This window comes from Aliisedimentitalea sp. MJ-SS2, from assembly GCF_032586155.1.
Lineage (GTDB): Bacteria > Pseudomonadota > Alphaproteobacteria > Rhodobacterales > Rhodobacteraceae > JAWHTC01.
The window spans coordinates 395,192-420,010 of the sequence record NZ_JAWHTC010000002.1 but is presented as its reverse complement, the minus strand read 5'-3'; the positions used below and the strand labels follow the sequence as shown (position 1 = coordinate 420,010).

At 60.7% G+C, this 24,819-nt stretch carries 25 protein-coding genes; 8 read left to right on the top strand and 17 right to left on the bottom strand.

Going from position 1 to position 24,819, the window contains the following annotated elements; genetic code table 11:
• Window positions 1-60: 60 nt before the first annotated feature.
• Window positions 61-723 (top strand): CoA pyrophosphatase, encoded by a 663-nt coding sequence (locus RXV86_RS08515; protein WP_316299077.1) that lies wholly within the window; start codon window positions 61-63, stop codon window positions 721-723.
• Between the two features lie 122 nt (window positions 724-845).
• On the opposite strand, the gene RXV86_RS08510 is transcribed toward RXV86_RS08515, so the two are convergent.
• The 7 genes from RXV86_RS08510 to RXV86_RS08480 all read right to left on the bottom strand — a co-directional run bounded on the left by RXV86_RS08510 (window position 846) and on the right by RXV86_RS08480 (window position 7,291).
• Complete coding sequence (locus RXV86_RS08510) at window positions 846-1,088, bottom strand: MoaD/ThiS family protein (protein ID WP_316299076.1); 243 nt, start codon at window positions 1,086-1,088, stop codon at window positions 846-848.
• Window positions 1,088-3,331 carry a xanthine dehydrogenase family protein molybdopterin-binding subunit gene (locus RXV86_RS08505; protein WP_316299075.1) on the bottom strand — a complete coding sequence of 748 codons (2,244 nt, stop codon included), beginning with the start codon at window positions 3,329-3,331 and terminating at the stop codon, window positions 1,088-1,090. Before RXV86_RS08505 ends, RXV86_RS08510 begins: the two co-directional genes overlap by 1 nt.
• On the bottom strand, window positions 3,331-3,810 hold the full coding sequence (locus RXV86_RS08500; protein ID WP_316299074.1) for a 2Fe-2S iron-sulfur cluster-binding protein: 480 nt from the start codon (window positions 3,808-3,810) through the stop codon (window positions 3,331-3,333). Before RXV86_RS08500 ends, RXV86_RS08505 begins: the two co-directional genes overlap by 1 nt.
• Window positions 3,810-4,667, bottom strand: a complete 858-nt coding sequence (locus tag RXV86_RS08495; RefSeq protein WP_316299073.1) for a xanthine dehydrogenase family protein subunit M — start codon at window positions 4,665-4,667, stop codon at window positions 3,810-3,812. The genes RXV86_RS08500 and RXV86_RS08495 overlap by 1 nt, the downstream gene beginning before the upstream one ends.
• Window positions 4,668-4,956: 289 nt before the next feature.
• Window positions 4,957-5,982 carry a hypothetical protein gene (locus tag RXV86_RS08490; protein ID WP_316299072.1) on the bottom strand — a complete coding sequence of 342 codons (1,026 nt, stop codon included), beginning with the start codon at window positions 5,980-5,982 and terminating at the stop codon, window positions 4,957-4,959.
• A gap of 84 nt (window positions 5,983-6,066) precedes the next feature.
• Entirely contained in the window at window positions 6,067-6,258 is a 192-nt protein-coding gene (locus RXV86_RS08485) for a DUF2892 domain-containing protein (RefSeq protein WP_316299071.1), read from the bottom strand.
• Window positions 6,259-6,421: 163 nt separating this feature from the next.
• Window positions 6,422-7,291: a methyltransferase domain-containing protein gene (locus tag RXV86_RS08480; protein WP_316299070.1), complete on the bottom strand. Its 870-nt coding sequence runs from the start codon at window positions 7,289-7,291 to the stop codon at window positions 6,422-6,424.
• A gap of 140 nt (window positions 7,292-7,431) precedes the next feature.
• Between RXV86_RS08480 and RXV86_RS08475 the strand changes: the two genes are divergently transcribed.
• The gene (locus tag RXV86_RS08475) at window positions 7,432-8,358 is read left to right on the top strand and encodes a LysR family transcriptional regulator (RefSeq protein ID WP_316299069.1); all 927 of its coding nucleotides are present in this window, start codon (window positions 7,432-7,434) and stop codon (window positions 8,356-8,358) included.
• A 128-nt stretch (window positions 8,359-8,486) separates the two neighbouring features.
• On the opposite strand, the gene RXV86_RS08470 is transcribed toward RXV86_RS08475, so the two are convergent.
• Window positions 8,487-10,115: an AMP-binding protein gene (locus RXV86_RS08470; RefSeq protein WP_316299068.1), complete on the bottom strand. Its 1,629-nt coding sequence runs from the start codon at window positions 10,113-10,115 to the stop codon at window positions 8,487-8,489.
• A gap of 121 nt (window positions 10,116-10,236) precedes the next feature.
• Between RXV86_RS08470 and RXV86_RS08465 the strand changes: the two genes are divergently transcribed.
• Window positions 10,237-11,121 (top strand): DMT family transporter, encoded by an 885-nt coding sequence (locus tag RXV86_RS08465; RefSeq protein WP_316299067.1) that lies wholly within the window; start codon window positions 10,237-10,239, stop codon window positions 11,119-11,121.
• Between the two features lie 4 nt (window positions 11,122-11,125).
• Here the strand turns inward: RXV86_RS08465 and RXV86_RS08460 are convergent, their stop codons facing one another.
• Entirely contained in the window at window positions 11,126-11,530 is a 405-nt protein-coding gene (locus RXV86_RS08460; RefSeq protein ID WP_316299066.1) for a PaaI family thioesterase, read from the bottom strand.
• Window positions 11,531-11,724: 194 nt separating this feature from the next.
• Between RXV86_RS08460 and RXV86_RS08455 the strand changes: the two genes are divergently transcribed.
• From RXV86_RS08455 to RXV86_RS08440, 4 genes are all read left to right on the top strand, one after another.
• Complete coding sequence (locus RXV86_RS08455; RefSeq protein WP_316299065.1) at window positions 11,725-12,879, top strand: amidohydrolase; 1,155 nt, start codon at window positions 11,725-11,727, stop codon at window positions 12,877-12,879.
• Between the two features lie 228 nt (window positions 12,880-13,107).
• The gene (locus RXV86_RS08450) at window positions 13,108-14,007 is read left to right on the top strand and encodes a 2-dehydropantoate 2-reductase (RefSeq protein WP_316299064.1); all 900 of its coding nucleotides are present in this window, start codon (window positions 13,108-13,110) and stop codon (window positions 14,005-14,007) included.
• Between the two features lie 109 nt (window positions 14,008-14,116).
• Entirely contained in the window at window positions 14,117-14,761 is a 645-nt protein-coding gene (locus tag RXV86_RS08445; RefSeq protein WP_316299063.1) for a sulfotransferase family 2 domain-containing protein, read from the top strand.
• 185 nt (window positions 14,762-14,946) lie between these two features.
• Window positions 14,947-15,651, top strand: a complete 705-nt coding sequence (locus tag RXV86_RS08440) for a Hint domain-containing protein (protein ID WP_316299062.1) — start codon at window positions 14,947-14,949, stop codon at window positions 15,649-15,651.
• 83 nt (window positions 15,652-15,734) lie between these two features.
• Here the strand turns inward: RXV86_RS08440 and RXV86_RS08435 are convergent, their stop codons facing one another.
• The gene (locus RXV86_RS08435) at window positions 15,735-16,595 is read right to left on the bottom strand and encodes a LysR family transcriptional regulator (RefSeq protein ID WP_316299061.1); all 861 of its coding nucleotides are present in this window, start codon (window positions 16,593-16,595) and stop codon (window positions 15,735-15,737) included.
• Window positions 16,596-16,746: 151 nt separating this feature from the next.
• Between RXV86_RS08435 and RXV86_RS08430 the strand changes: the two genes are divergently transcribed.
• Window positions 16,747-17,226 carry an ester cyclase gene (locus tag RXV86_RS08430; RefSeq protein WP_316299060.1) on the top strand — a complete coding sequence of 160 codons (480 nt, stop codon included), beginning with the start codon at window positions 16,747-16,749 and terminating at the stop codon, window positions 17,224-17,226.
• Between the two features lie 71 nt (window positions 17,227-17,297).
• On the opposite strand, the gene RXV86_RS08425 is transcribed toward RXV86_RS08430, so the two are convergent.
• The 7 genes from RXV86_RS08425 to RXV86_RS08395 all read right to left on the bottom strand — a co-directional run bounded on the left by RXV86_RS08425 (window position 17,298) and on the right by RXV86_RS08395 (window position 24,693).
• On the bottom strand, window positions 17,298-19,499 hold the full coding sequence (locus RXV86_RS08425; RefSeq protein WP_316299059.1) for a 3-hydroxyacyl-CoA dehydrogenase NAD-binding domain-containing protein: 2,202 nt from the start codon (window positions 19,497-19,499) through the stop codon (window positions 17,298-17,300).
• A 20-nt stretch (window positions 19,500-19,519) separates the two neighbouring features.
• On the bottom strand, window positions 19,520-20,731 hold the full coding sequence (locus RXV86_RS08420) for an acetyl-CoA C-acetyltransferase (protein ID WP_316299058.1): 1,212 nt from the start codon (window positions 20,729-20,731) through the stop codon (window positions 19,520-19,522).
• Between the two features lie 13 nt (window positions 20,732-20,744).
• The gene (locus RXV86_RS08415) at window positions 20,745-21,377 is read right to left on the bottom strand and encodes a glutathione S-transferase (RefSeq protein WP_316299057.1); all 633 of its coding nucleotides are present in this window, start codon (window positions 21,375-21,377) and stop codon (window positions 20,745-20,747) included.
• Window positions 21,378-21,675: 298 nt separating this feature from the next.
• Window positions 21,676-21,888: a hypothetical protein gene (locus tag RXV86_RS08410; RefSeq protein WP_316299056.1), complete on the bottom strand. Its 213-nt coding sequence runs from the start codon at window positions 21,886-21,888 to the stop codon at window positions 21,676-21,678.
• A 41-nt stretch (window positions 21,889-21,929) separates the two neighbouring features.
• Complete coding sequence (locus RXV86_RS08405; RefSeq protein WP_316299055.1) at window positions 21,930-23,705, bottom strand: acyl-CoA dehydrogenase C-terminal domain-containing protein; 1,776 nt, start codon at window positions 23,703-23,705, stop codon at window positions 21,930-21,932.
• A gap of 55 nt (window positions 23,706-23,760) precedes the next feature.
• On the bottom strand, window positions 23,761-24,168 hold the full coding sequence (locus RXV86_RS08400) for a MerR family DNA-binding transcriptional regulator (RefSeq protein ID WP_316299054.1): 408 nt from the start codon (window positions 24,166-24,168) through the stop codon (window positions 23,761-23,763).
• A gap of 96 nt (window positions 24,169-24,264) precedes the next feature.
• Complete coding sequence (locus tag RXV86_RS08395) at window positions 24,265-24,693, bottom strand: MerR family transcriptional regulator (protein ID WP_316299053.1); 429 nt, start codon at window positions 24,691-24,693, stop codon at window positions 24,265-24,267.
• Between the last annotated feature and the right edge of the window lie 126 nt (window positions 24,694-24,819).

Here is a 24,819-nt window from a genome sequence, read left to right as displayed (position 1 = left end):
CCGGTTAGGCCGCCCGTTTTCTTTTACGGCTTCAACGCGGGGCGGAAGGGGCGTAGCATCGTGGGAGATTTGATACGAAAGGCCGCCATGGCGTTTGACAGGTTTGATCGGCATCTTAGGTCTGATGTCCATGCCCGGCTGGAGCGGTTTGAAGCGGTTCAGTTGGAGGCGGCGGGCCTGCGCGAGGCGGCGGTGGCGATCGTGTTGGCACAGGACCCGGAGACGGGGCGGCCAAGCGTGGTGCTGACCCGGCGGCCCACGACGATGAACCGGCATGCGGGGCAATATGCCTTGCCCGGCGGGCGCGTGGACGCAGGCGAAACTGCGACGCAGGCGGCGTTGCGCGAGGTCGAGGAAGAGATCGGGCTGCAACTGGGCAAGGGGGATATCCTGGGGCGGCTCGATGATTTTGAAACGCGGTCGGGGTTTCGGATCGAACCTTTTGTGTTGTGGTGCGGTGATGTCGACCGGCTGGCCCCCGATCCGCGCGAGGTGGAGGCGGTCTTCTTTATTCCATTCACGGAGCTGGATGACACGGCGATACCGACTCTGCACGCCTTGCAGGCTGGGGAGAGCCCGGTGATGTCGGCCTTCCTGCCAACCCTTGGGCACCACATCTATGCGCCCACGGCAGCGATGCTTTACCAGTTTCGTGAGGTGGGTTTGCGGGGAGAGGCGACAAGGGTGGCGCATTTCGAGCAGCCGTCCTTTGCCTGGAAGTAGGGTATCTGTTTTTGGTGAAGCAGGGCTCGAAGTTGGGCTTGGAATGATCGTTTGCCAAACAGAGCCCGCATGGCTAGTTCGCGAGGTTTGCGCGAGGCCAAATCCTGGGATTGGCCAGCCTATCAGCCGCCAACCAACCGTGTCAGCAACACTACCTCGCTGTCGGGCGCGATCGGCGTCGCCCAGCTGTCATTGTAGATCTTGCCGTCTATGGAAACGGAAATCCCGCGCTCGAGCTCTGACCTGAGCACGGGGTAGTTTTCTTCAAGGCCGAGCAGAAGCTCGCGCAGGTTCGAAGCCTGAACCTCGACCTCGGTCGCGCCCGCCGCTTCGCCCAGAGAGCCCCAGAGGCGGACGGCAACCATTACTTGGCTTTCATTGCCGCCAGCACCTTGGGCGGCGACATCGGCAATGCGGTCAGACGCACGTCCGAGCTGCGCGAGACCGCGTTGGCAATGGCGGCGAGCGGCGGCACGATCGAGGTTTCACCGACACCGCGCACACCGTAGGGATGGCCCGGGTTGGGAATCTCGAGGATCACCGGTTCGATCATCGGCAGGTCCGAGGCGACGGGAATGCGATAGTCGAGGAAACCGGGGTTCTGCAGGCGCCCATCTTCGCCGTATACGTATTCCTCGTTCAGGGCCCAGCCGATGCCTTGGGCGGCACCGCCCTGGAACTGGCCTTCAACGTAATCCGGGTGGATCGCCTTGCCCGCATCCTGGAACACGGTGTAGCGCAGCACCTTGACCGCGCCGGTTTCCGGGTCGGTTTCGGTGTCGACCATGTGGGTGGCAAAGCTGACGCCGGCGCCTTCGGGGTTGGCCTCGTGGTGGCCCGCAATCGGCCCGCCGGTATTCGAGGAGATCGCAGCGATTTCCTTGATACTCATCGGCGGGAACTTGCCCGCATTGTCACCGGCAGGGTGAGCGGCGCCGTCTTTCCATTCGATGGCATCCGCGTCGATGCCCCACTTCATCGCGGCACGTTGCTTCATCACTTCGATGGCATGACGCGCGGCCTTGATCGTGGCCAGGCCCACGGCGTAGGTCACGCGGGAGCCATGGGTGTTTTCATTCTGACCCAGGCTGGCCGTGTCGGCGATGAAAGTGCGGACCTGGTCGAGCGGAATGCCAAGCTCTTCGGCGGCCATCATCGTCATGGCCGCGCGCGACCCGCCGATATCGGGGTTACCCTCGGCCAGCGATACGGTGCCATCGAGGTTGACCATCAGCGACACCGAGGTATCGCCGCCGAAGTTGAACCAGAAGCCACAGGCGACGCCCCGGCCCTGGTTGTCACCCAAAGGTGCGGTCCAGTGCGGGTGGGCCTTGGCGGCCTCGAGCGTCGCTTCCAGACCGATGGCCGGGTAGGTCGGGCCATAAACGGCACGGGTGCCTTCGCGCGAGGCGTTCTGCAGCCGTGTGTCCAGTGGATCGAGGTCCAGTTTCTGGCACAGCTCGTCGATGACCGATTCCACCGGGAAGGCACCCATCGGGGCCCCCGGCGCGCGGTAGGCGGCGGCTTTTGGTCGGTTGGTGACAACCTCCAGACCTTCGGTGCGCACATGCTCAAGATCATAGGGGGCAAAGCCGCACATCGCCGCCAGCATCGCGTTGTCGGCCGGGTAGGCACCCGATTGCAGGCGATAGGTGCAGGTGGCGGCGGTGATCTTGCCGTCCTTGGTCATGCCGATCTTGATATCCGCTGACGACGACGCGGTCGGGCCGGTGGCGCGGAAGACCTCGTCGCGGTTCAGCACCAGTTTCACCGGCTTGCCGGCCTCTTGCGAGAGCTTCAACGCGACGGGTTCCTGCCAGACATGGGTCTTGCCGCCAAAACCGCCGCCGATTTCGGATGCGGTGGCGCGAATCTTGCCCGCGTCCAGCCCCAGCACGGCGGCGCTGACGTTGCGGACCATGTAATGACCCTGGGTACAGACCCAAATTTCGCCCTGACCATCGGCCCCCAGCGATGCCAGGCAGGCGTTGGGCTCGATATAGCCCTGGTGGGTGGCGGCGGTGGTGAAGTTGCGTTCGATGATCAGGTCGGCCTTTTTGAAGCCTTCTTCGGGGTCGCCATGGCCGAATGCGGTGCGCGAGATCACGTTGCCATTATGTCCTTCGGGTACGTTTTCACGCTGACGGCCTTCGTGGATGATCGGCGCGCCGGGTTTGACGGCGTCGTCGACGTCTGTGACGTGGGGCAGCACCTCGTAGTCCACCTTGATCGCGTCCAGAGCGGCCGCGGCGATGGATTTCGACGTCGCAGCCACAGCGGCGACGGCGTGACCGTCATAAAGCGCACGCTCCCCCGCCATGCAGTTGTCGAGCACATCGGCATTGGCCTTGTCTTCGGGCTGGTGGGTAAAATCGGCACGGGTGATCACCGCCTTGACGCCCTTCATGGCCGATGCGGCGGAGGTGTCGATGGACACGATACGGGCATGGGCATGGGGGCTGCGTTTGATCGCGCCCCACAGCATGCCGGGGGCCGACATGTCGGCGCCGTACTGGGCCTTGCCGGTGACCTTGTCGATACCATCGGGCCGGATGGGCCGTGTGCCGATTACCTTGAATTCGCGGGCTTGATATTCGTCTTTGGCCATCAGGCTGCCCCTCTCATGTCTTTGGCGGTTTCCATGACCGCGCGGATGATCTTGTCATATCCCGTGCAGCGGCAAAGGTTGCCGGCCAGCCAATAGCGGACCTGCTCCTCGGTCGGGTCGGGATTGCGCTCGAGCAGGTTCTTGGCCGCAACCAGCACGCCGGGTGTGCAGATACCGCATTGAAGCGCGCCCATTTCAAGGAACTTCTGTTGCAGCGGGTGCAGGTCATCGCCGTCGGCCATGCCTTCGATGGTTTCGATGGCGCGACCCTCGGCCTCGGCCGCGAGCATGAGGCAGGAACAGACAAGGCGGCCATCGACGGTAACGGAACACGCGCCGCAGTCGCCTGAGGCGCAGCCTTCTTTACTGCCGGTCAGATCAAGGTCGTCGCGCAGCACGTCGAGAAGGGTTTCCTGCGCTTCGCAAAGGAACTCGGTCTCGTCGCCGTTGATCGTGGTGGAAACGTGGATACGGGACATCAGGCTTCTCCTTTGGCGCGGGCGATGGCGATTTTTGCTGTGCGTTTGGCCATCACGCCGGTCACGTCGCGGCGAAATTCAGCGGTGCCACGCTTGTCGTCAATGGGGGTGGCAGCAGCCGAGGCGGCTTCGGCCAGCGCGTCAAGCGCGGCCTCGTCTCCGGTGGTGCCGATCAGGGCCTTGGCGGCAGCGTCCGCGACGATGACCTTGGGGCCAACCGCGCCAAGGGCAACCTTGGCGTCCTTGATCGTGTCGCCGTCCATGGTCAACGCGATACCTACTCCGACAACGGCGATGTCCATCTCGGTGCGCGGGATAAACCGCAAGTAGGCGTCGCCTGAATTGGCGGGTTTGCCGGGCAGGGTGATGGCGGTGACCATTTCGCCCTGTTTCAGCGAGGTTTTGCCGGGGGCGGTGGGAATATCCTCGACCGGCACAAGCCGGGTTCCGTCCGGGCCGGCGACTTCGGCCATAGCTCCAGCCGCAACCATGGCGGGCACGCTGTCCGCGGCGGGGCCTGCATTGCACAGGTTGCCAGTCACTGTGGCGCGTCCCTGCACCTGGGTCGAACCGATCAGGTCGGCGGCCTCGACAACGCCGGGCCATGCCGCTTTCAGCCCGGCGTGTTCATTCATTTCGGCCGAGGGTACGGCGGCGCCGATGCGCCAGCGGCCATCCGGTTGCGAAATGGTGGTTAGCGCGTCGATACGCTTGATGTCGATCACCGCCGAGGGGGCGACGTCACGGCTGCGCAGGCGGACCAGCAGGTCGGTGCCACCGGCCAGGATCTTGGCGTCCGGGTCGGCGGCAAGAAGGCCAATGGCCTCGTCAACGCTTTGCGGGGAATGGAATTTCATCTGGGTCACTTTCCGAAGCTACGGGTTGTGGCGCGCGAGGGCGCGAGTCATGAGCGCGAGAGTGCGGCAGGCGCGACATATTGGCAAGCCCTTTGGGCGACCTACGACGTCAGGGAACGACACATCAGCCGGGAGGTTTGTCGGCCCTGATAGGCCGCCGCGTGGAGGACATTGCGAAAGGGATAACCCGGCGTCCCGGGTGGCTAATGGCGGTGCTGCAATCAAAAAAACAATGATAACTGCCGGGGTAGACAGTTCGGGCGTGGCGAGTTCTGGCGCGCCGCAGGTTTCAGCCGCCGCAGATATTCTGCAGACGCAGCCAGTCCGCATCGCTGATCAGCGGGTCGGGCGGAGAACTGGCAAATGGGTCGGCCTCGATCAGGCCCAGCGTGGTTTCACCGGTGATGTCCATCGCATAGGCATATGGCGCTGCCCGCACCGACCATGCCTTGAATCCTGCGAGCAGGGTTTCGTCGGTAAGCGGATGCGGTGTCGCGGTCAGAAGGTGTTCGGTATAGGCCTGCAACGTGTCGTCGGTCAGCGCACCCGTAGTTAGAAGCCGTACCGTGGCGGCAAAACCGGCCCGGTCCAGAAGCCGTCGCAGCGGGTCTTGAAGCGAGGCGCGCAGGTGTTCGGCGATGATAAAGCCAGCGGCGACGTCGGGTTCCTCGAAATCCTCGAACAAGGCACGGCCCAGAAGGATGATGTTGCCGGGCAGATGTACGGCTTCGCTCACCCCGCCACGCAGCACGATCAATTGCGACGGGCCGGAGGGGGAAGGGAGGCGGGTGGAAAGCCGGGTGAGGGGCGCCTGGGCGTTGTCGATCTCGCAGGCACGACCCGCCACGCGGCGGATGTTTTCCAGGAGCGCTGCGCCAATTTCCTGGCGCTTGACTTCCGGAACGACTGAAACCGTGTGGTTGAGCAGGGCGCCGGGCAGCCAGAAGATACTGAGCGCCACGACCGCGGCGAACGTCAGTACCAACGAGACCATACGCAGGCGTCCGGGATGGGGGCGGGCGCGTTCAACCGCCAGGCGCAGCTTTTCGATGGCCTCGATCATCTCGGATTCGTTGTCCGGTAGTTCGAGAATCTCGCCTGGGTCGCCATCGGGGTGGAACACGGCCGGGGTGTGGCCGGGATTGGCGCGGGCGATGGCCGGGATCGACCAATGCGCCAGCGCCCGGTCATTGCTGTCGGTGATGGTCAGTGTCGCCTCGCCGATTGAAACGATCACGTCGCGGCGTTGCTCGTCCGGGGTCGCGCGCCAGAGGCCGGTGGCCTCGAGCCGGTCATATGCGCTGAGTGCGGTCATGTTCGGGCCTGCTCTGCCTCGTTATTTGCATGAACGATAGCACGGGCAGGCCCGGACGGGCAATTCTTAGCTGATGCCGGGCAGTTAGGCCGGTTTGAAGCCCAGTCTGCGCATGATCGCGGCGGCGGGGCACAGGCCGGTGAAGGCTGATTGGAACAGGTTGGCGCCGACGAAGACGGTGAGCCAGATGAACAGCGGGTGAACCCAGACGGTGAGCACCACCGAGAGAAGCACCATGAAACCTGCGAATGCCATGACGGCTTGGGAGACGGTCATATTGTAAGTCCTTTACATGAGGCGGTTCCCCGAGGGAGCCGCGAATTAATATTCCAAATATGGAATATTATGATTCGATGCAAGGGGTAACCTGTCTTGCACGTTTTTTCGTTGGTGGTTCGAACACCAAATCCCATATGAGCCCGACCCACTCGTGCCCGCATTACCGGCGTCGCGCGCTAACGATCCAGCTTGCTGCTGGCAGTTCGAGCGTATTTCCATTGTGATATGGTGCTACCGCGTCGCGAACCGCATCAAGGATCTTCGGTGCTTCTGATGCCTCGGACAAGCGCAACGCGGTGGCTACCGGATTGGAAAAATCAGCGACGAAGCGTAGGCATTCATCCAGATCACCCCTGCCCATGCGCGTCGGCGCCCTGAACTCCTCAAGCTGCACGTCCTCAAAGCCTGCACCAACAAGCAAATCGTGTAACCGATCTTGACGCGCCAGAGAAAACGGGCTGGACGGGACGTCGGGGCTTGGGACGGGCATGTCTGGGACAAAGCGCCGTACGGCGTGGAAAGGGATCATCAACCATGGGTTCAGGTCCGGTCGTCGCCAGCACACGAAGGCCGTGCGGCCGTTCGGTTTGAGCGCGCCGAAGAAATTCGAGAATGCCGCCTCCATATTATGGAAAAACATCAGGCCGAACTGGGAGAACAACACGTCGTAGGAGCCTTGATCGAAGTTGTAATCGGCAGCATCAGCGCTGACGAATTCAACGAAGTCCAGGTCGGGACTGGTTCTGCGTTTGGCGATTTCCAACATCGGAACGGAGACGTCCAGGGCGGCAACACGTCCACCGGGAATGACGCGTTCCGCCAGAGCACCGGTGGTTTTGCCGCAGCCGCATCCAATGTCGATGACATGTTCGCCGGGGCTTAGTTCGGCGCGCGCGAGAGCCTGTGCGCCGAAAGGGTCATACATCAGGTCTGTCAGATCGTTTTGCGTGACCCAGTTCTGGCCCTGTGGTCCGTTCCAGAATTCGATTTCGTCACCGTTGGGACCGGTTGGCTTTATTGAAAAGGTCATGTGTTTTCTCCTTTCATCGCCGCTGTGTTGCGGCACAAACGGCCGCGCGACAGTCGTTTGAAATACGGTGGCACGGGGATTTTGTTGACGACAAACGAGAAGATTTCATAGGATCGATTAGTTTTTCTAACCCGAAACCCATGCCAAGACGTTTGCCAAATCTGAAACAGTTGCGCGCATTCGAAGCGACGGCACGCCACCAGAGCTTTAAATTGGCGGCGGAAGAGCTGGCTGTGACACAAGCGGCTATCAGCCATCAGATCAAAGCCTTGGAAGAGTATTTTGGCTGCCGTCTTTTCAAACGGCTGAACCGAAGGGTGGTTCTGACAGAGGCCGCGGCCAACTATGCGGAAGAGTTGGGGCAAGCGCTCGGCGGTATCGAAGCGGCCTCGAACTGGTTCCGTTCACAGGAAATGCGGGGGGCAATTCGGCTGTCTGTGACGCCGTTTTATGCTAACCGGATGATTCTTCCTTTTCTGGACGAGTTTAGGGATCGCTATCCCGGTCTCGAAGTGGAATTCGACTACAGTTACAAAATCGCCGACTTTGAAGCCGCCGGTTTGGATGGGGCGGTTCGTTATGGGCTCCACGATCCCGCAAATCCATGCATGAGACTGATCCATCTCGACAGGGTTGCACCGGTCGCTTCGCCAACCTTGGTTCAGGATGATTGGCTGCCGGTACATCCTGAAACCATTGCCAGGATGCCCCTTGCAGCGGTCAACGATCAGGAGAGATACTGGCACCAGTGGTTCAAGGCGGCCGGAGTTGCGGAGCAGGATGATCGGGATTGGTCGCGGCACAAACAACGGGCACTTGCGCTTGACTATGCACTTGCCGGTAACGCCGTGGTTCTTGCCGACATGCCGCTGATCCGAAGAGAATTGGAAGCAGGGTCGCTCGTTTGTCTGTCCGGGGTTCAGATCACTCTGGATCGCGGGATACATTTGGCTGTAACGACAGCGTCATTCACCGATGCCAGGCTCGTCGCTTTCGGTGATTGGCTGGGCGCGCAGGTAGCGCGTTTTTCCGATGCAGATCAGGAGACTTCCCACGCTGAACCGTGAAAAGTGGCGTGAGATCAATTAATGACGGGTCGGCCGCAAGGTCGACTTTCTTTAGATCGTCCTGTTGCGATGAAATTGGATTTTTCTGACGTGGGATGTCGGATGTTTCACCTGATCGTGTAATAATTTCAGGATGACACTTCCTTGCGCAGCTCGAACTTCTGGATCTTGCCGGTCGAGGTCTTGGGCAGCTCGTGGAAGATCACTTCCTTTGGAGTCTTGAACCCGGCCAATTTCGAGCGGGCGAAGGCGATGATGTCTTCCTCGGTGGCCTCGGCGCCGTCCTTGAGTTCGATGAAGGCGCAGGGGACTTCGCCCCATTTGTCGTCGGGCTTGGCGACGACAGCTACAAGCGAGACCGCTGGATGCATCATCAGCACGCCTTCGACCTCGACGGAACTGATGTTTTCGCCGCCGGAGATGATGATGTCCTTCGAGCGGTCGAGGATTTTCATGTAAGTGTCGGGGTGTTGCACCGCGAGGTCGCCGGTGTGGAAATAGCCGCCTTCAAACGCCTCGGCGGTGGCTTCGGGGTTCTTGAGATAGCCCTTCATCACGCCGTTGCCGCGATACATGATTTCGCCCTGGGTTTGGCTGTCCATCGGCACCTGGGTCATGGTTTCGGGGTCCATGACGGTGTTCTCGTCGATCATCGGCATCATCACGCCCGAGCGCGCCTTGTAGTCTGCACGTTCATCCAGGGTGCAGCCGTCCCATGCCGGTTGCCACATGGTTTCAGTCGCCGGGCCGTAGGTTTCGGTCAGCCCGTAGACTTGCGTGACGTTGAAGCCCAGCGGTTCGATCGCCTTCAATGTGGCGGCAGGGGGCGGAGCGCCGGCGGTGAAGACCTCAACGGTATGGTCGAAGTCGCGACGTTCTTCGTCGCGGGCGTTGACGATGGAGTTCAGAATGATGGGCGCGCCGCCGAAATGGGTGACGCCTTCGTCGGCGATGGCGTCGTAGATGTTTTTCGCGGTGATGTCGCGGCAGCAGACCACGGTGCCGCCTAAGAGAGGCATCATCCAGGTGTGGCACCAGCCGTTGCAATGGAACAGCGGCACGATGGTGAGGTATTTCGGACGCAGGGTCATGCGCCAGCTGACCACTTGGCCATAGGTGTTCAGGGCGGCGCCGCGATGGTGATAGACCACGCCCTTGGGGCGGCCGGTGGTGCCGGAGGTGTAGTTGAGGGCGATGCTCTCCCATTCATCCTGCGGCATGATCCATTGGAAAGTGGGATCGGCGGTGGCCAGCAAGTCCTCGTATTCCGGGTGGTCGCCGGTGGCGGGGAATCTGGCAGAGGGGTCGGCGACCTCGATGATCTGGGGTACCGGGCCGTCCATCTGGGAGATCGCCTCGGCCACCAGCGGCAGGTGGGCGGTGTCGACAAGGGCGACCTTGGCCTCTCCATGACCGAGGATATAGGCGACGGTGCCGGCATCGAGTCGGGTGTTGATCGCGTTGAGCACCGCGCCACAGGCGGGCACGCCGAAATGGGCCTCGGCATGCGCTGGCAGGTTGGGGATAACGGTGGCGACCACGTCGCCGGGCTCCACGCCCATGGCCGCCAAGGCCGAGGCAAGGCGGGTCACGCGGTCATGGTATTGGGCGTAGGTCTTGCGGTGCTGGTCGCCATAGACCACGGCCAGTTCATCGGCAAAAAGATCACGCGCGCGATTGAGGTGGCTGAGCGGCGTCAGCGCCGAATAGTTTGCCGCGCATTTCTCGAGCCCGGTTTCGTCTTTGAGCCAACCCATGATTTTCCCCCCTAAGATTCCGGTTCATGTCGGATTCGGAACAGATTATTGCGGGAAAGCGGTCTTTGGAAGATGGGACATAACGGGGCAGGACAAAATGGAGCAGGCAGGACTTCGGCCGATGGCGGCAGCGCTTTACATGCTGGGCGGCATGTTCGTGCTGGGCTTTGTCGACAATTTTGTCGGGCCCATGTCCGAGCATATCGGCGTCTGGCAGTTCCTGTTCCTGCGCATGGCCTTGTCGGCGCCGCTGCTGGTGCTGGCGTCGATGATGGGCGCGGGCCACTTGCGCGCGCATAGCTGGCCCAAGGTGATTGCGCGGGGCGGGCTGTTGGCAACGGGGATGGTGTTCTATTTCGGGGCGTTGGCCTATGTCTCGCTGGGCGAGGCGTTGGCCGGGCTGTTTACCGCGCCGATGTTCATTTTGCTGATTTCGGTCACGTTTCTGGGGCAGAGGATCGGTATCTGGCGGGTGCTGGCGGTGGGGGTCGGGTTTGCCGGGGTGCTGATGGTGCTGCAGCCCGGCGGTGACGGGTTCAAATGGATGATGATCCTACCGGTCATTGGCGCGGTGTTCTACGCGGTAGGCAATATCGTGACGCGGATGTGGTGCGCCGATGAGAGCACGTTGGTGATGCTGGCGGCGACATTCGGGATGCAGGCGTTGATCGGGCTGGTGGCGATGGTGGTGATCGCGGTGGTCGGGATTGAGGCGGGCGTAGGCGCGGACGGGTTTTTGGCCCGGGGCTGGATCTGGCCGCCCAACCCGGAGATTTGGCCCTACCTTGGGGCGCAGGTGCTGGGCTCGCTTATCGGGGTGTTCTGTTTGATCCGGGCCTACCAGATTGGCGAGGCGAGCTATGTGACCGTGTTCGAATACTCGATCATGGTATTCGGGCCGTGTTTTGCCTTTGTGATCTATGGGCACAGCCTGGGTTGGTTGCAACTTGTCGGGATCGGGATGATCGTGCTGGCCGGGAGCATCATTGCGCTTCGCTCGCGGTGAGGGATCACCCTGCGCGCATGTGGGTTGTTGTCATGTCGATCAGCAGGCGGCCGGTGGCGCCGTGAACCTCGGTTCGTACAACGATCATTTTGCCGCCACGTTTGACCGTCGTGGAGGTGGCGGTCAAATCGCCCGACTTTTCGTTGCCGACAAGGACGGTGTGCAGGTCGACGGCCAGCGGGAAGCCGCTGCCATCCTCGCCGATGCTGCCGGGATCGCCAACGGCGCAGAGTGTGGCGGCAATGTCGGCAAACCAGATCAGGGCGCCGGCGTGCATTGTTCCGAATGGGTTCTTTGCGGCATCCGTGACCGGCATCTTGGCGACAATCCTGTCGGGCTCACGGGTCACGATGGTGAAGGCGATTTCGCCTGCCCAATGGTTTTCTGCCAGTTTTTGCTTGATGTTCACGATCCGCGCCTCCCATAGCAAGGTGATGCGGCATCATCGGGACAATCAACGCGGAGCGCGACCCGTTTCTTGAGGTTTCGCGACAGATGCCTGTTTGATCCGGGCGGCAGGGGAAGAGCGCTTGATTGACCCGGTTTTGGGGGAGGTCTAACGTCCGCACGGCAATTGAACATCAAGGTAGAGCAGGACCTTTCATGCTGACAAATTCGGACTTGATCGAGCTGACGGAGTTTCGTCGTGACTTGCACCGTTTTCCCGAGATTTCTGGGGAGGAAGAAGAGACGGCGCGCAGGATCGTTGCCGCCTTGGGGCCGCTAAATCCGACACGGGTGCTGACCGGACTGGGCGGGCATGGCGTGGCGGCGGTGTTCGACAGCGGCAAGGAAGGTCCGACGGTCATGTTCCGGGCTGAACTTGATGGGCTGCCGATCGAAGAACTGTCGGGCAATGCATGGGTGTCGCAGGTGCCGGGCAAGGGGCATCTGTGCGGTCATGACGGGCATATGACAATGCTGTTGGCGTTGGGCCGGTTGTTGCAACGCAAGCCGGTGGCCAAGGGTCGGGTGGTGTTGATGTTCCAGCCTGCCGAAGAGGATGGCAGCGGGGCACGCGCGGTGGTGAACGATCCGGCGTTTGAGCAGATCGCACCGGACTGGGCTTTTGCCATCCATAACGAGCCGGGGCGGCCGTTCGGGCATGTCTCGACACGTGCGGGGCTGATCAACTGCGCCTCGCAGGGGTTGGCAATCCGGCTGAAGGGGGTGACGACCCACGCGGCAACGCCCGAGGAGGGGGTGTCGCCGGTGCCGGTGGTGGCCGAGCTGATCCCGGCCCTGAATGCTCTTGGGGTTGGTGGGGAACTGGATGATGCGTTCCGGCTGGTCACCATCACCCATGTGCATGTCGGTGAGCCGACTTTCGGCATCGCGCCGGGTGATGCCGTGATCCACGCAACCCTGCGCACGGCGCGGGACGAGGCGATGGAGGACATGGTTTCAAACGCCCGCCGGATCGCCGAGGAGGCCGGTCAACGGGCCGGGTTGCGGGTGTCTTTCGAGGATTGTGACGTTTTCGCCGCTTCGATCAACGACGCGGAAGCCACGCGCGTTGCGCGTGAGGCGATGGATGCGCTGGGCATTTCGCATGGTGAGGATGACCTGCCGATGCGCGCGTCGGAGGATTTCGGTGTTTTCGGCTGGAACGCCAAGGCGGCGATGCTGTGCCTTGGGCCGGGCGAGGATTACACGCCGCTGCACAACCCCGACTTCGATTTCCCGGATGACCTGATCCCGATTGGGGCGGGGATTTTCGAGCGGATTGCGCGGGATTTGCTGGAAGCGGTGGAATAGCGGGTGCTTTTGTTTTGGCGTTTAGGGGTGCGCCGTTTCCACCGGTTCGGATTGATGTGAACGGCGGCATTGAGCCCATGGCGGAACTGAGAGACCGTGGGCAAAGTCAAAACCATTCAAAAAACTAAGCGACTGTCGTCGGCATTGGTAGAAATCTTGAAAGGCTACCTCTTGTTGGGCATCATCTCCGGGGAAAGCAACACTGGGTGACTTATGAAAATCTGTGTCATGGGCACGGGCGGATTGGGCGGTTTCTTCGGTGGTTGGCTGGCGGCTGCTGGCGAAGATGTAACGTTTATAGCACGCGGCACTCATCTGGAAGCGATGCGCGAAAACGGCCTTACGGTTACCAGTAAGCTCGGTGATCGCCACGTTCGAAACGTTCAGGCAACGGATGATCCGATTGATGTCGGCCCGGTTGATATCATTCTCTTCTGTGTCAAGAATTACAGCCTCGAAGATGCAGCCGAAAAGTGTCTCCCCCTTCTCAAGCCAAACACAGCGATTATCTCGGTCCTGAACGGCATCGACGCTGCGGAGCGGATTGAAGCTATTGTCGGACTGAAACATGCGGTTTCGGGGGTAACATTGGTCCCATCAAATATCGCCGGTCCCGGAGAAATTGCGCATCAAGGCGAGAATACCGGCATTGTTTTTGGCGAGTTGGATGGTAAAGCCAGTCCACGCCTGATGAAATTCCGCGATGCCTGCCGCGACGCAGGGCTGGACGCGCAAATTTCGCCCGATATCACCTCTGCGATTTGGTTCAAATTCATCGGCTGGTCTTCTTCAAGCTCGGTGATCTGCGCGAATTGCGGGTCTTTTGGTGAACTTCAATCCGATCCGGCACTGATCCAACTCTTTCGCGACACAGCGGCCGAAGCCATTCGTGTCGGTCGAGCGAGCGGAGCTAGCCTGCCGGACGATCTTGTGGAAAAACTTGTTGATGTCATTCATTCCTTTCCGCCCGAAGCCAAACCATCGATGCTCGTCGATCTGGAGCAGAACAAGCCCATAGAGCTGGATTCTGCATGTGGAGCCGTGACGAAACTGGGCGAGGCATTGAGCATTGAAACCCCGATAAACCGGGCTCTTTATGCCCAACTGGCTTCTCGTATCGACGGTTGAGTACAGTGCAGTGCCGTCAAAAGTGCGGTAATCAGCGTTTTTACTCGAATGGTGGCTATGTCCGCATCGCCGCCTTTCCTTCCCTCTAAGCAGCGGCTAGCTTGCCCGCATGATCCTCTCGCATGGTCGCAAGTACATCTTTGTCCATGTGCCCAAGACCGGGGGCACGTCGCTGGCGTTGGCGTTGGAAGGCCGGGCGATGAAGGACGACATTATGCTGGGCGATACGCCCAAGGCGAAGAAACGTCGCAAGCGGCTTAGGGATGTCGATGCGCGCGGGCGGTTGTGGAAACATTCCACCCTGGCCGATATCGACGGGTTGGTCAGCCCCGATGAGATTGCGGGGATGTTCTGTTTCACCCTGGTGCGCAACCCGTGGGACCGGATGGTGAGCTATTACCATTGGCTGCAGGGGCAGACATTCGATCATGAGGCGGTGCGGCTGGCCAAGACGCTGGGGTTCAGCGCGTTCCTCAACACGCCGCAAGTCAGCACCGGGATGCAGCAGTTCCCCTATCGGTTTTACATGACCGATGCTTTGGGCGTGGAGCGCGCGGCGCTGTACATAAGGCTTGAGCATTTTGAGCAGGATGCGGCTCCTCTGTGGGAGCACCTGGGATTCCGGCTGGAGTTCCCGCATGAAAACGCCAGTGAACGGGTGCGGGATTACCGGGATTACTACAGTGACGTCGATTCGAGCCGTGTCGCGGATTTGTGCCAAGAGGATATCGAGCGGTTCGGCTACGCCTTCTGATTTTCTTTCCAATCCGCCCAACTCCGAAGACAAGACGCCCGGCGCAGGGCAATTGTTTCGGGACCGCAAACAATGACATATTTCGGCCCAAACCCGGCCCAAGGGCGGGCACAGGAATCACCCCAACTGGTCACATCAAAACAAAAGCCGCCACTGAGCGGTGCAAGAAATCCCGGGGTTTTCGGATGTTTGGATGGATCAGCGCAGAGCGCAAGGGCGCTCACCGGGTGGTGGACGCGTCGGAGGTCCATGACGGGGGCGCCCATGGGGTTCTGAGCGGGATCACGGCGGGGACCATGATTGCCACGGCAATTGGCTGGCGCGAGGTCGGGGCGGTCCAGGAGGGAGACCTGGTTCTGACCTTTGACGGCGGCATGCAGCGGGTGGCCAAGGTCACGCGCACCCCGCTGTGGTCCGGTTCGGGGCGTTGCCCCAAAGCATTCTGGCCGCTAATGGTCCCGGTGGGGGCCATCGACAATGCCGAACTGATGATCGTCTTGCCGCGTCAGGGCGTGATGCTGGAAAGCGACCTGGCGGAAAAGGCGTTGGGCGATCCGTTTGCGTTGGTTTTAGCGGCGGCTCTTGAGGGTGCGCGTGGAGTCAAGCGGGTCTGTCCCGCGGATGCAGTCGAGGTTGTCAACCTGCATTTCGAAGCCGATCAGGTGATTTTCGCCGAACACGGCGCCCTACTTTTCTGTCCTTCCGGCGGTGACCTGGTTCAGATCGCCCTGCGGGGCAAGGTGCAGCACTGTCCCTACCAGATGCTGCCCGAGCCTTGTGCCATGGAACTGGTTCAGGGGCACATGCGGAGCGGGGAGTGCAATAGCTGCCTTAATGCCCTTCGCGCTGCGCGCCTTGACCAATCTCAAGGCCTGCAGGTAGCGGCCTGAACCACCCGCCGCCGGGGGACGGAAAAGAATGGGCGCGTCCGGGGATGGACGCGCCCATTTCTTGTTGTGGGTTGTGATACCTGTCAGTAGCTACAAAGCGTGTCGACGAACAGGCGGACCAGCCCATGTTTCGGGGCGTTGACGGGCCACTCGGCAAAGACTTCGGCTGGAGCGACCTGCCATTCAGGAAGTACAAATCTGATGGCGTCTGTGGCAGCGTCCTTGCTGGCCAGAAAGTCCGGCACAATGGCAAGGCCAGTGCCCGCACGGGCAAGGCGATAGAGGGCCTGTGCATCATTGCAGGATGAACGATACCCGGATCTGCGCATGGTCTGTTTCGAGTTGCCGTTGTGAAAGGCCACTTCCCGGTCCTGTACCGGGGTGAGTTCAAGCCACGGCCAATCGGCAAGGTCGGAGGGTTGTTGCGCCGCCGGCCGTGACGCAAGAAGCTCGGGCGCGGCGACCAGTTTGCGCGGCACCCGGAACAGCTTGCGGGTCGAAGGCGAGTTTCCAACCGGCTTGAGCGTCATGCGGATTGCTATGTCAAATCCGTCCGAGATCAGTTCTTTGCGGCTGTCCGAGAAATCCAGTGATAGCCGGATACGCGGATAGCGTGCCATGAACGTGGCGAGCATGTCGGTAAAGGGTGACTGCGACAGGACCGACGGCGCAGTGATGCGCAGCTCGCCGCTGGGATCGCGGGCCGAGGAGGTGAGGTCGTTCAACTCGTCCTCAACCGCATCGAGCATGTTTTGCGTTGCGGCCAGCAGCCGTTCGCCTTCTGATGTAAGGGTCAGTTTGCGGGTGGTGCGATAAAGCAGGGCGACGCCAAGATGCTCTTCAAGCTGGGAAATGTGGTGGCTGACCACGGAAGGCGACAGGCGCAATTCACGTGCGGCGCCCCGGAACGAACCATGGTCGATGGTTTTGGCGAAGATTGCCATTTGCCGGAGGCGATCTATCATTAGCAAACTTTTCCGAACAGTTAGATTTAATAATCGTATCTTATGATTTACTGGCGAATTGTCCAGATTGGTTGGCATGGGAGCGCGCAGCGCGCGCCGAAGAAAATGATAACCTAGTGGAGTAAATGACATGACCAACCTGAAAACCCTTGCCGCCGGTGCAGTTCTGGCAATCGCAACGTCGGCCTCGGCGGTGATGGCCGGGAACAAGGAGACCGTGCAGGTTTTCTATGACCTTCTGAGCAATCCAGCATCGGAAGCCCATGCACAGGCGTTGACCGGTGTGCTGGCGCAGGATTGGGCAAGCATTGGGGACTACTCCGGCAAGACCAAGAGCATGGAAGCTTTCCTGGGTCAGATGGGCGGGTTTGGCAAGCTGATCCCGGATTTGAACTGGAAGGTCGAGGCGATGCACGAAGCAGGTAATTTCGTGACCGTGCGCAGCCGCGCCACTGGCACGCCGGTGGCCCCGATGTTCGGAGTGGATGGTCAGGGCCGTGGGTTCGACATCCTGACGATCGACATTCACGAGGTGAAGGATGGCAAGATCGTCGAGACCTATCACGTGGAAGATTGGGCCGGGGCGCTACAGCAGCTTTCAGGTCAGTAATCCGAAAGCTATGAACAAGAAAGGGCGCGCCGAGGTGGCGCGCCCTTTTGATTTTGCTTGGCAGCCTGAAGTTACGCGGCCTCGGCCTCTTCGCCACCGAAGCGGCCATAGAAGGTTTCGCCGTTCTCGGCCATTTCGACGAGCAGAGCGGGCGGCAGGAAGCGATCGCCGAACTTGGCGGCCAGTTCGTTGCAGCGTTCCACCGCGTAGGGTGCGCCGATGATGTCAAGCCAGCTGAACGGGCCGCCGGACCAGGGGGCAAAACCCCAGGCGAGGACGGCGCCGACATCGCCTTCACGGATGTCTTCCAGAACACCCTCTTCCAACGCTTTCACCGCTTCAAGGACTTGGGCGAACATCAGGCGATCCTGAACCTCTTGCAACTCGGGCTGTTCGTCGGCCAGCGGGTACTTGTCCTGCATGCCCTTCCAATACCCCTGACGCTTGCCGTTTTCGTCATAGTCGAAGTACCCGGCCTTGGACTTGCGGCCCAGGCGGCCCTCTTCTTCCATCCAGACGATCAGGTTGTCTGCCTCAGAAGCGGGATATTCGTTGCCCATGGCGGCCTTGGTGGCTTTCATGATGCGCACGGCGAGGTCGACCGAGGTCTCATCGCCCAGCTGGATCGGACCAACCGGGAAGCCAAGCTGACGCGCGGCGTGGTCGATCATCGGCATGGCGACACCTTCGGTGACCATGCGGGTCGCCTCGTTGCCATAGGGGATGATGCAGCGGTTGCAGTAGAAGAACCGTGCGTCGTTGACGACGATGGGTGTCTTGCGGATCTGGCGGACGTAATCGAGTGCTTTCGCAACCGCACGAGGCCCGGTTTCCTTGCCCTTGATGATTTCGACCAGGAACATCTTTTCAACCGGCGAGAAGAAGTGGATGCCGATGAACTGTTCAGGACGTTTCGAGGCCTTGGCCAGCCCAGTGATTGGCAAGGTCGAGGTGTTGGAGGCGAAGATGCAATCCTCGGGGATCACCGCTTCGACCTTCTGGGTCATCTCGGCCTTGACCTTGGGGTCTTCGAAAACGGCCTCGATGATCAGATCACAGCCCTTGAGGTTGTCCAGATCAGCGGTGGCCGTGATCCGACCCAATAGGGCGGCTTTCTTCTCTTCGGTGGCTTTGCCGCGCTTGATGCCCTTGTCCATGTAGGTGGCGGAATAGGCTTTGCCGCGCTCGGCGGTTTCATCGTCGCGGTCGATCAGGACGACTTCCATACCAGCCTGTGCACTAACGAGTGCAATGCCCGCGCCCATCATGCCTGCACCCAGAACGCCGATCTTCTTGACGCTTTGGTCGTCGACATCCTTGGGCCGCACGGCACCCTTTTCAAGCGCCTGCTTGTTGATGAAGAGCGAACGGATCATCGCCGCCGACGACGGGTTCATCAGAAGGTTGGTGAACCAGCGGGCTTCGATCTTCAATGCGGTGTCGAAAGGTACCAGAGTGCCTTCATAGACGGCCGAGAGCGCAGCCTTGGCCGCCGGGAACGCGCCCTGTGTTTCCTTGTGCACCATAACCGAGGCACCGAGGAAGGTCATGAAACCAGCCGGGTGATAGGGCGCGCCGCCGGGCATCTTGTAGCCCTTGGTGTCCCAGGGTTTGACGATGTCGGCGTCTTTGGCGTTCAGAACCCATTCCTTGGCCGCGGCCATCGGGTCATCGGCAACTTCGTCAATGATTCCAGCTTTGACCGCCTTTTCGGGGCTCAGCGTCTTGCCTTGCAGCAGGAAGGGGGCCGCGGCCATGGCGCCAAGCTTGCGCACCATGCGGGTGGTGCCGCCACCGCCGGGGAACAGGCCGACCATGATTTCCGGCAGGCCGACCTTGGCCTTGGGATTGTTGGCGGCAAAGATGCGGTGGGTGGCCAGCGCGATTTCAAGACCGATGCCCATGGCGGTTCCGGGCAGGACGCAGGCAACGGGTTTGCCACCCTTGTTGGTCTTGGGGTCCATGTTGGCGCGTTCGATCTTGCGCAGCAGGTGATGCGTGCTCATGATCCCGTCGAACAGAGATTGCGCCGGATTGTCGCCGCCGCGCGCGCGCATATCGGCCAGAACGTTGAGGTCCATGCCGCCAGCGAAATCGGGTTTGCCCGAGGTGATGATGATGCCTTTGACCGCGTCGTCGGCCAGCGCGTCGGTGGTCAGTTCGTCAAGCTCGCGAAAGCCTTGTTCCGAGCCGACATTCATGGTCTTGCCGGGGCAGTCCCAGGTGATGACCGCGACGCCATCGGCGCCTTTTTCCATAGTAAATTCAGACATTTTCTAATTCTCCTGCCGAATTACACGCGTTCGATGATGGTGGCGGCGCCCATGCCCGAGCCGATGCAGAGCGTGGCCAGACCGACCTCCTTGTCCGAGCGTTCCAGCTCGTCCAGAAGCGTACCGAGGATGATGGCGCCGGTGGCGCCCAGCGGGTGGCCCATGGCGATGGAGCCGCCGTTGACGTTGACCTTGTCGTGGTCGACATCGAAGGCTTGTTCAAAGCGCATGACGACCGAGGCGAAGGCTTCGTTGACCTCGAACAGGTCGATGTCGCCGATTTCGATGCCGTTTTCGCGCAGGATCTTCTCGGTCACGGGGACCGGGCCGGTCAGCATGATGGTCGGGTCGGTGCCGATCTTGGCGGTGGAATGGATACGGGCGCGGGGCTTGAGGCCCAGCTTCTCGCCCAACTCCTTGTTACCGATCAGGACGGCGGCCGCACCGTCGACGATGCCTGAGCTGTTGCCCGCGTGGTGGATGTGGTTGATCCGTTCCAGGTGCGGGTATTTCAGCAGGGCGATATTGTCGAAGCCCGGCATCACCTCGCCCATCTGCTGGAACGAGGGGTTGAGGCTGCCCAGCGACTGCATATCGGTGCCGGGGCGCATGTATTCGTCGGTGCCGAGGATGGTCAGGCCGTTGACGTCCTTGACCGGCACAACGGTCTTGTCGAACCGGTTGTCGGCCCAGGCTTCCGCCGCGCGGCGTTGCGATTCAACCGCCATGGCATCGGCCTGATCACGGGTGAAACCGTATTCGGTGGCGATGATGTCGGCGCTGATACCTTGCGGAACGAAATAGTTGTCGATGGCGATAGACGGGTCAACGGCGATGGCACCACCGTCCATGCCCATGGGGGTCCGGCTCATGCTTTCGACGCCGCCTGCGATATAGCCGTCACCGGCCCCGCCGCGCACCTGGTTGGCGGCCATGTTGACGGCTTCCAGACCGGAGGCGCAGAAGCGGTTGATGCTGACGCCGGGGATGGATTCATCCAGATCGGAGGCCAGAACGGCGGTTCGCGCGAGACAGGCACCCTGTTCACCGACCTGGGTGACATTGCCCCAGATCACGTCTTCGACGGCATGGCCTTCGAGGTTGTTGCGATCCTTCAGAGCATTGAGGGCCACGGCGGAGAGTCGCGCGGCGGATACCTCGTGCAGGCTCCCGTCCTTGCGGCCCTTGCCGCGCGGGGTGCGCACGGCGTCATAAATATAGGCTTCGGTCATAGTGGTCTCCTTCTCAGGCGCGGTCAGCCGGGCTGCCGGGCATCAGGTCATAGGGGTGTTCCCAGCCGGGGGTGTTTTCGATGTTCGAAAGCCACCGGTCGATATTGGGCCATTCGGTGCGGTCAAAGCCGAAGGGTTCGGGGTAGAAGAGGTAGCCGCAGCAGGAAATGTCGGCACTGGTGATGTCATCACCGACGATCCAGTCGCGACCTTCGAGATGGGCATTCAGAACCTGGTAAGCGCCTTTGAGGCGGCCTTGCATGAAGCCAATCACATCGGTGTTGCGGTGTTCTTCGGGCAGGAAGTTCATCAGGAAGCGGGTCATCCCGGCTTGCGAGCTGAGCTTGTGGTTGTCCCAGAGAACCCAGCGCAGCACCTGGTATTTGTCGTCACCTTCCCCGCCGAACTTGCCGGTCTGGTCGGTGATCCATTGCTGGATGGCGCCGGATTGGGTCAGGCGGAAATCACCGCTTTCAAGAACCGGGGCTTCACCCATCACGTTCATCTCGCGATATTCAGGGCTGCGATTGGCTCCGGCGAAAAAGTCGACAAAAACCGGCTCCCATTCGAGGCCGGACAGTTCAAGGGCGAGGGCAGCCTTGTAGGCATTGCCGGATTCGCCGAAGCAGTGGAGTTTGATGGTCATGGCGCGTTCCCTGTCTTGATGGCGGAGCTGGGGGTTTTGCACCCCCAGACCCCGGCAGAGTATTTCTGGCAAAATGAAGGGGCGCGTTTACCGGGCATTAAGGTTAACGCGCCATCGTCGGCATTGCGGTACAGGCTGGAGAGCCGATGGCCGCGCAAAGTGAAGCCCCGTTCCTTAGCGGACGCCACGCGTGCGACGCGGTGGAACGGGGTGAGCCCCTGATCTTCATTTTGCCAAAAATACTCACTGCGACGGTTGCAATGAGCGTCTTGGCCGGAAGGTAAGGTGCGAACCGAGATCATCGCTTCCGCGCCTCCAGTTCTGAGTTGAACAGCCGCAGTCGGGCGCTGAGGTTTTCGTGGTTCATCACACTGTCGAAATTCTCGAACAGGAAACTGAGTGCCTCGCCCTCATCGAGCCCGGCCTCGGATGCGAAACGCTTGAGCCTGCGGTATCCGTCCTCTGTCATTGCACAGGGGAACCGGCGGGTCAGGCGGAAGCGTTTCGGCATGGTGTCGTCTCCGTAGGGTGCGTGATTTCACGCACCGTCGATCAGAATTGCTCGGCGTCCAGGGCCATCACTGTGTCGGCACCGGATTCGATACGGGCGAGGTGCATGGTGGTCGCGGGCAGGCGGCGTGCCATATAGTAACGCCCGGTGGCGAGCTTTGTCTCGTGGAACGTCGGGTCGGACGTGCCGTTGGCCAGTGCGGTCAGCGATGCCTTGGCCATGCGGCCCCACATCAGGCCGAGGCACACGTGGCCGAAGAGGTGCATGAAGTCGTTCGAGCCCGACAGAGCGTGGTTGGGGTTTTTCATGCCGTTCTGCATGAAGTACATGCCAGCCGCTTGCAGGTGTTTCGAGGCTTCCTTGAGCGGGCCGACGAAAGGTTCCATGCCCTCGACATCCTTGTTTTCGGAGCAGAACTCCTTGACCAGGTTGAAGAAGGCCATGACGTGTTTGCCACCGTCCTGGGCCAGTTTGCGGCCCACCAGGTCAAGTGCCTGAACGCCGTTGGCGCCTTCGTAGATCATTGCGATGCGCGCGTCTCGGGTGAACTGGCTCATGCCGTGTTCTTCGATGTAGCCGTGGCCACCATAGACCTGTTGCGCCTTGACCGTCATGTCGTAGCCTTCGTCGGTCAGGAACCCCTTGATTACCGGGGTCAGCAGCGACACGAGGCCGTCAGCGTCCGCATCTTGCGAGCGGTGGGCGGCGTCGATCATCTGGGCGCCCCAGTAGATGAAAGCGCGTGCCCCTTCGACAAAGCTTTTCTGATCCATCAGCGAACGGCGGATGTCGGGGTGCACGATCAGCGGATCGGCGGGACCATCGGGGTTTTCTGTGCCGGTTACGGCGCGACCCTGGAGGCGGTCCTTAGCGTAGTCCACCGCGTTTTGATAGGCGACTTCCGCGGCCGCCAGCCCCTGCATGCCGACGCCCAAGCGCGCCTCGTTCATCATGGTGAACATGGCACGCATGCCCTTGTGCTCCTCACCTAAAAGATAGCCGGTCGCCTCGTCATAGTTCAGGACCGCGGTGGAGTTGCCATGGATGCCCATTTTCTTTTCGATGGCGCCGCAGGACACGCCGTTGCGGGCGCCGATGTTGCCTTCGTCATCAACGAGGAACTTGGGCACGATGAAGAGCGAGACGCCCTTGATGCCCTCGGGGCCGCCGGGGATCTTGGCCAACACCAAGTGGATGATGTTGTCGGCCATGTCGTGTTCACCGGCGGAGATGAAGATCTTCTGGCCGGAGATCTTGTAGCTGCCATCGTCCTGCGGTTCCGCCTTGGTGCGCATCAGGCCCAGATCGGTGCCGCAATGGGGTTCGGTCAGGTTCATGGTGCCGGTCCATTCACAGGACACCATGTTCGGGAGCCATTTTGCCTTTTGCTCGTCGGTGCCGTGGGCCAGGATTGCCGAGGCGGCGCCGTGGGTCAGGCCCTGGTACATGGTGAAGGCCTGGTTGGCGGCCGAGAACATTTCACCGACCGAGGTCGACAGCACGTAAGGCAGGTTCTGACCGCCAAACTCTTCGGGCATGTCGAGACCGGTCCAGCCGCCTTCCTTGACCTGTTCGAACGCCTCCTTGAAGCCGGTGGGGGTATAGACCACGCCGTTTTCCAACCGGCAGCCCTCGTGATCGCCGACCACGTTCAGCGGCGCGATGACCTCGGAGTTCAGCTTGCCAGCCTCTTCCAGAACGGCGGAGGTGAAGTCGGCCTCAAGTTCGGAATAGCCGGGGATGTCGGATTGTTCGACCTTCAGGACGTCATGAAGGATGAAGGCCATGTCCTTGGTGGGGGCGGTATAGGTGGGCATATCGGACCTCGTGTTGGTGCGTGGGTGTTGTTCTTGTGGCGTGGAAAGCGTGGGCTTACTCAGCCGCGTCGTTTTCCTGTTTCATCGACGTGATGACCTTTTCCAGCCAGTTCAGCTGTTCGGTGAAGTCGCTGATCGCTTCAGTCAACTCGTCGCGCTGGTGCACCATGTCGGCCAGGCGTTCCTGTGCCACCTCGAAGGTGCGCTGCAACTGGGTCTGTTGCTGATCGCCAATGTGGTAGAGGTTGAGCAGCTGACGGATTTCCTCGAGCGAGAAGCCGAAGCGCTTGCCGCGCAGGATCAGTTTCAGGCGGGCACGGTCGCTTTTGGTGAAAAGCCGTTTTTGACCGTCGCGCTTGGGAAAGATCAGTTCCTTGGATTCATAGAACCGCAGGGTGCGCGGGGTCACGTCAAATGCGTCGCACATCTGGCGGATGGTCATCAGGTCGTCGGAATCGGACATCATTTAAGCCTGAGCGTTGTGAACGGATGCTCAAGATTTACGACGGAAACGTGTCGATGCAAGTAAAGTTGACGTTAACGTAAGCGTAACGTCACGTCATTTTGGCCGCTCATCCAGGTCGGGGCGCCAAGCATTGCCAATATCTCCACCTGATTCCTCGGTCTCAATCAATTTGGCGGTGTTGTCGCGGGATTGCTCCAAGGTATCGATGGCATCTTCCAGATCGGCCATTTGCTGACGCAGGACCTCAAGCTGACCATTGGCGGATTTCACCCAGGCCCTGCGGGCATGGTAGCCGTTTTCCTCGTAGATCAGCAGCCATTGGCGGATGCCTTCGAGTTGAAACCCCCATTTGCGGCCCCGCAGGATCAGGATCATGCGTTCTATTTCGCGTTCGCTATAGTAGCGGGAGCGGCCGTCGCGTTCGGGTTCCAGCAATTCGATATATTCGTAATAGCGCAATGTGCGCGGGGTTACGTCGAACCGTTCGCACATTTCCTTGAATGATAATCGTATTCCGGACATTCCGCCCTCCTTGCGCGTAAATGGTATTGCCTATGTGCCGCAAGGGCAACCGGAGAGGCGGGCGCTATTCTGCGGCGCAGTATTGGCGTTTCTGCGCGCGCATCAAGAGCGATGGACGATGCGACG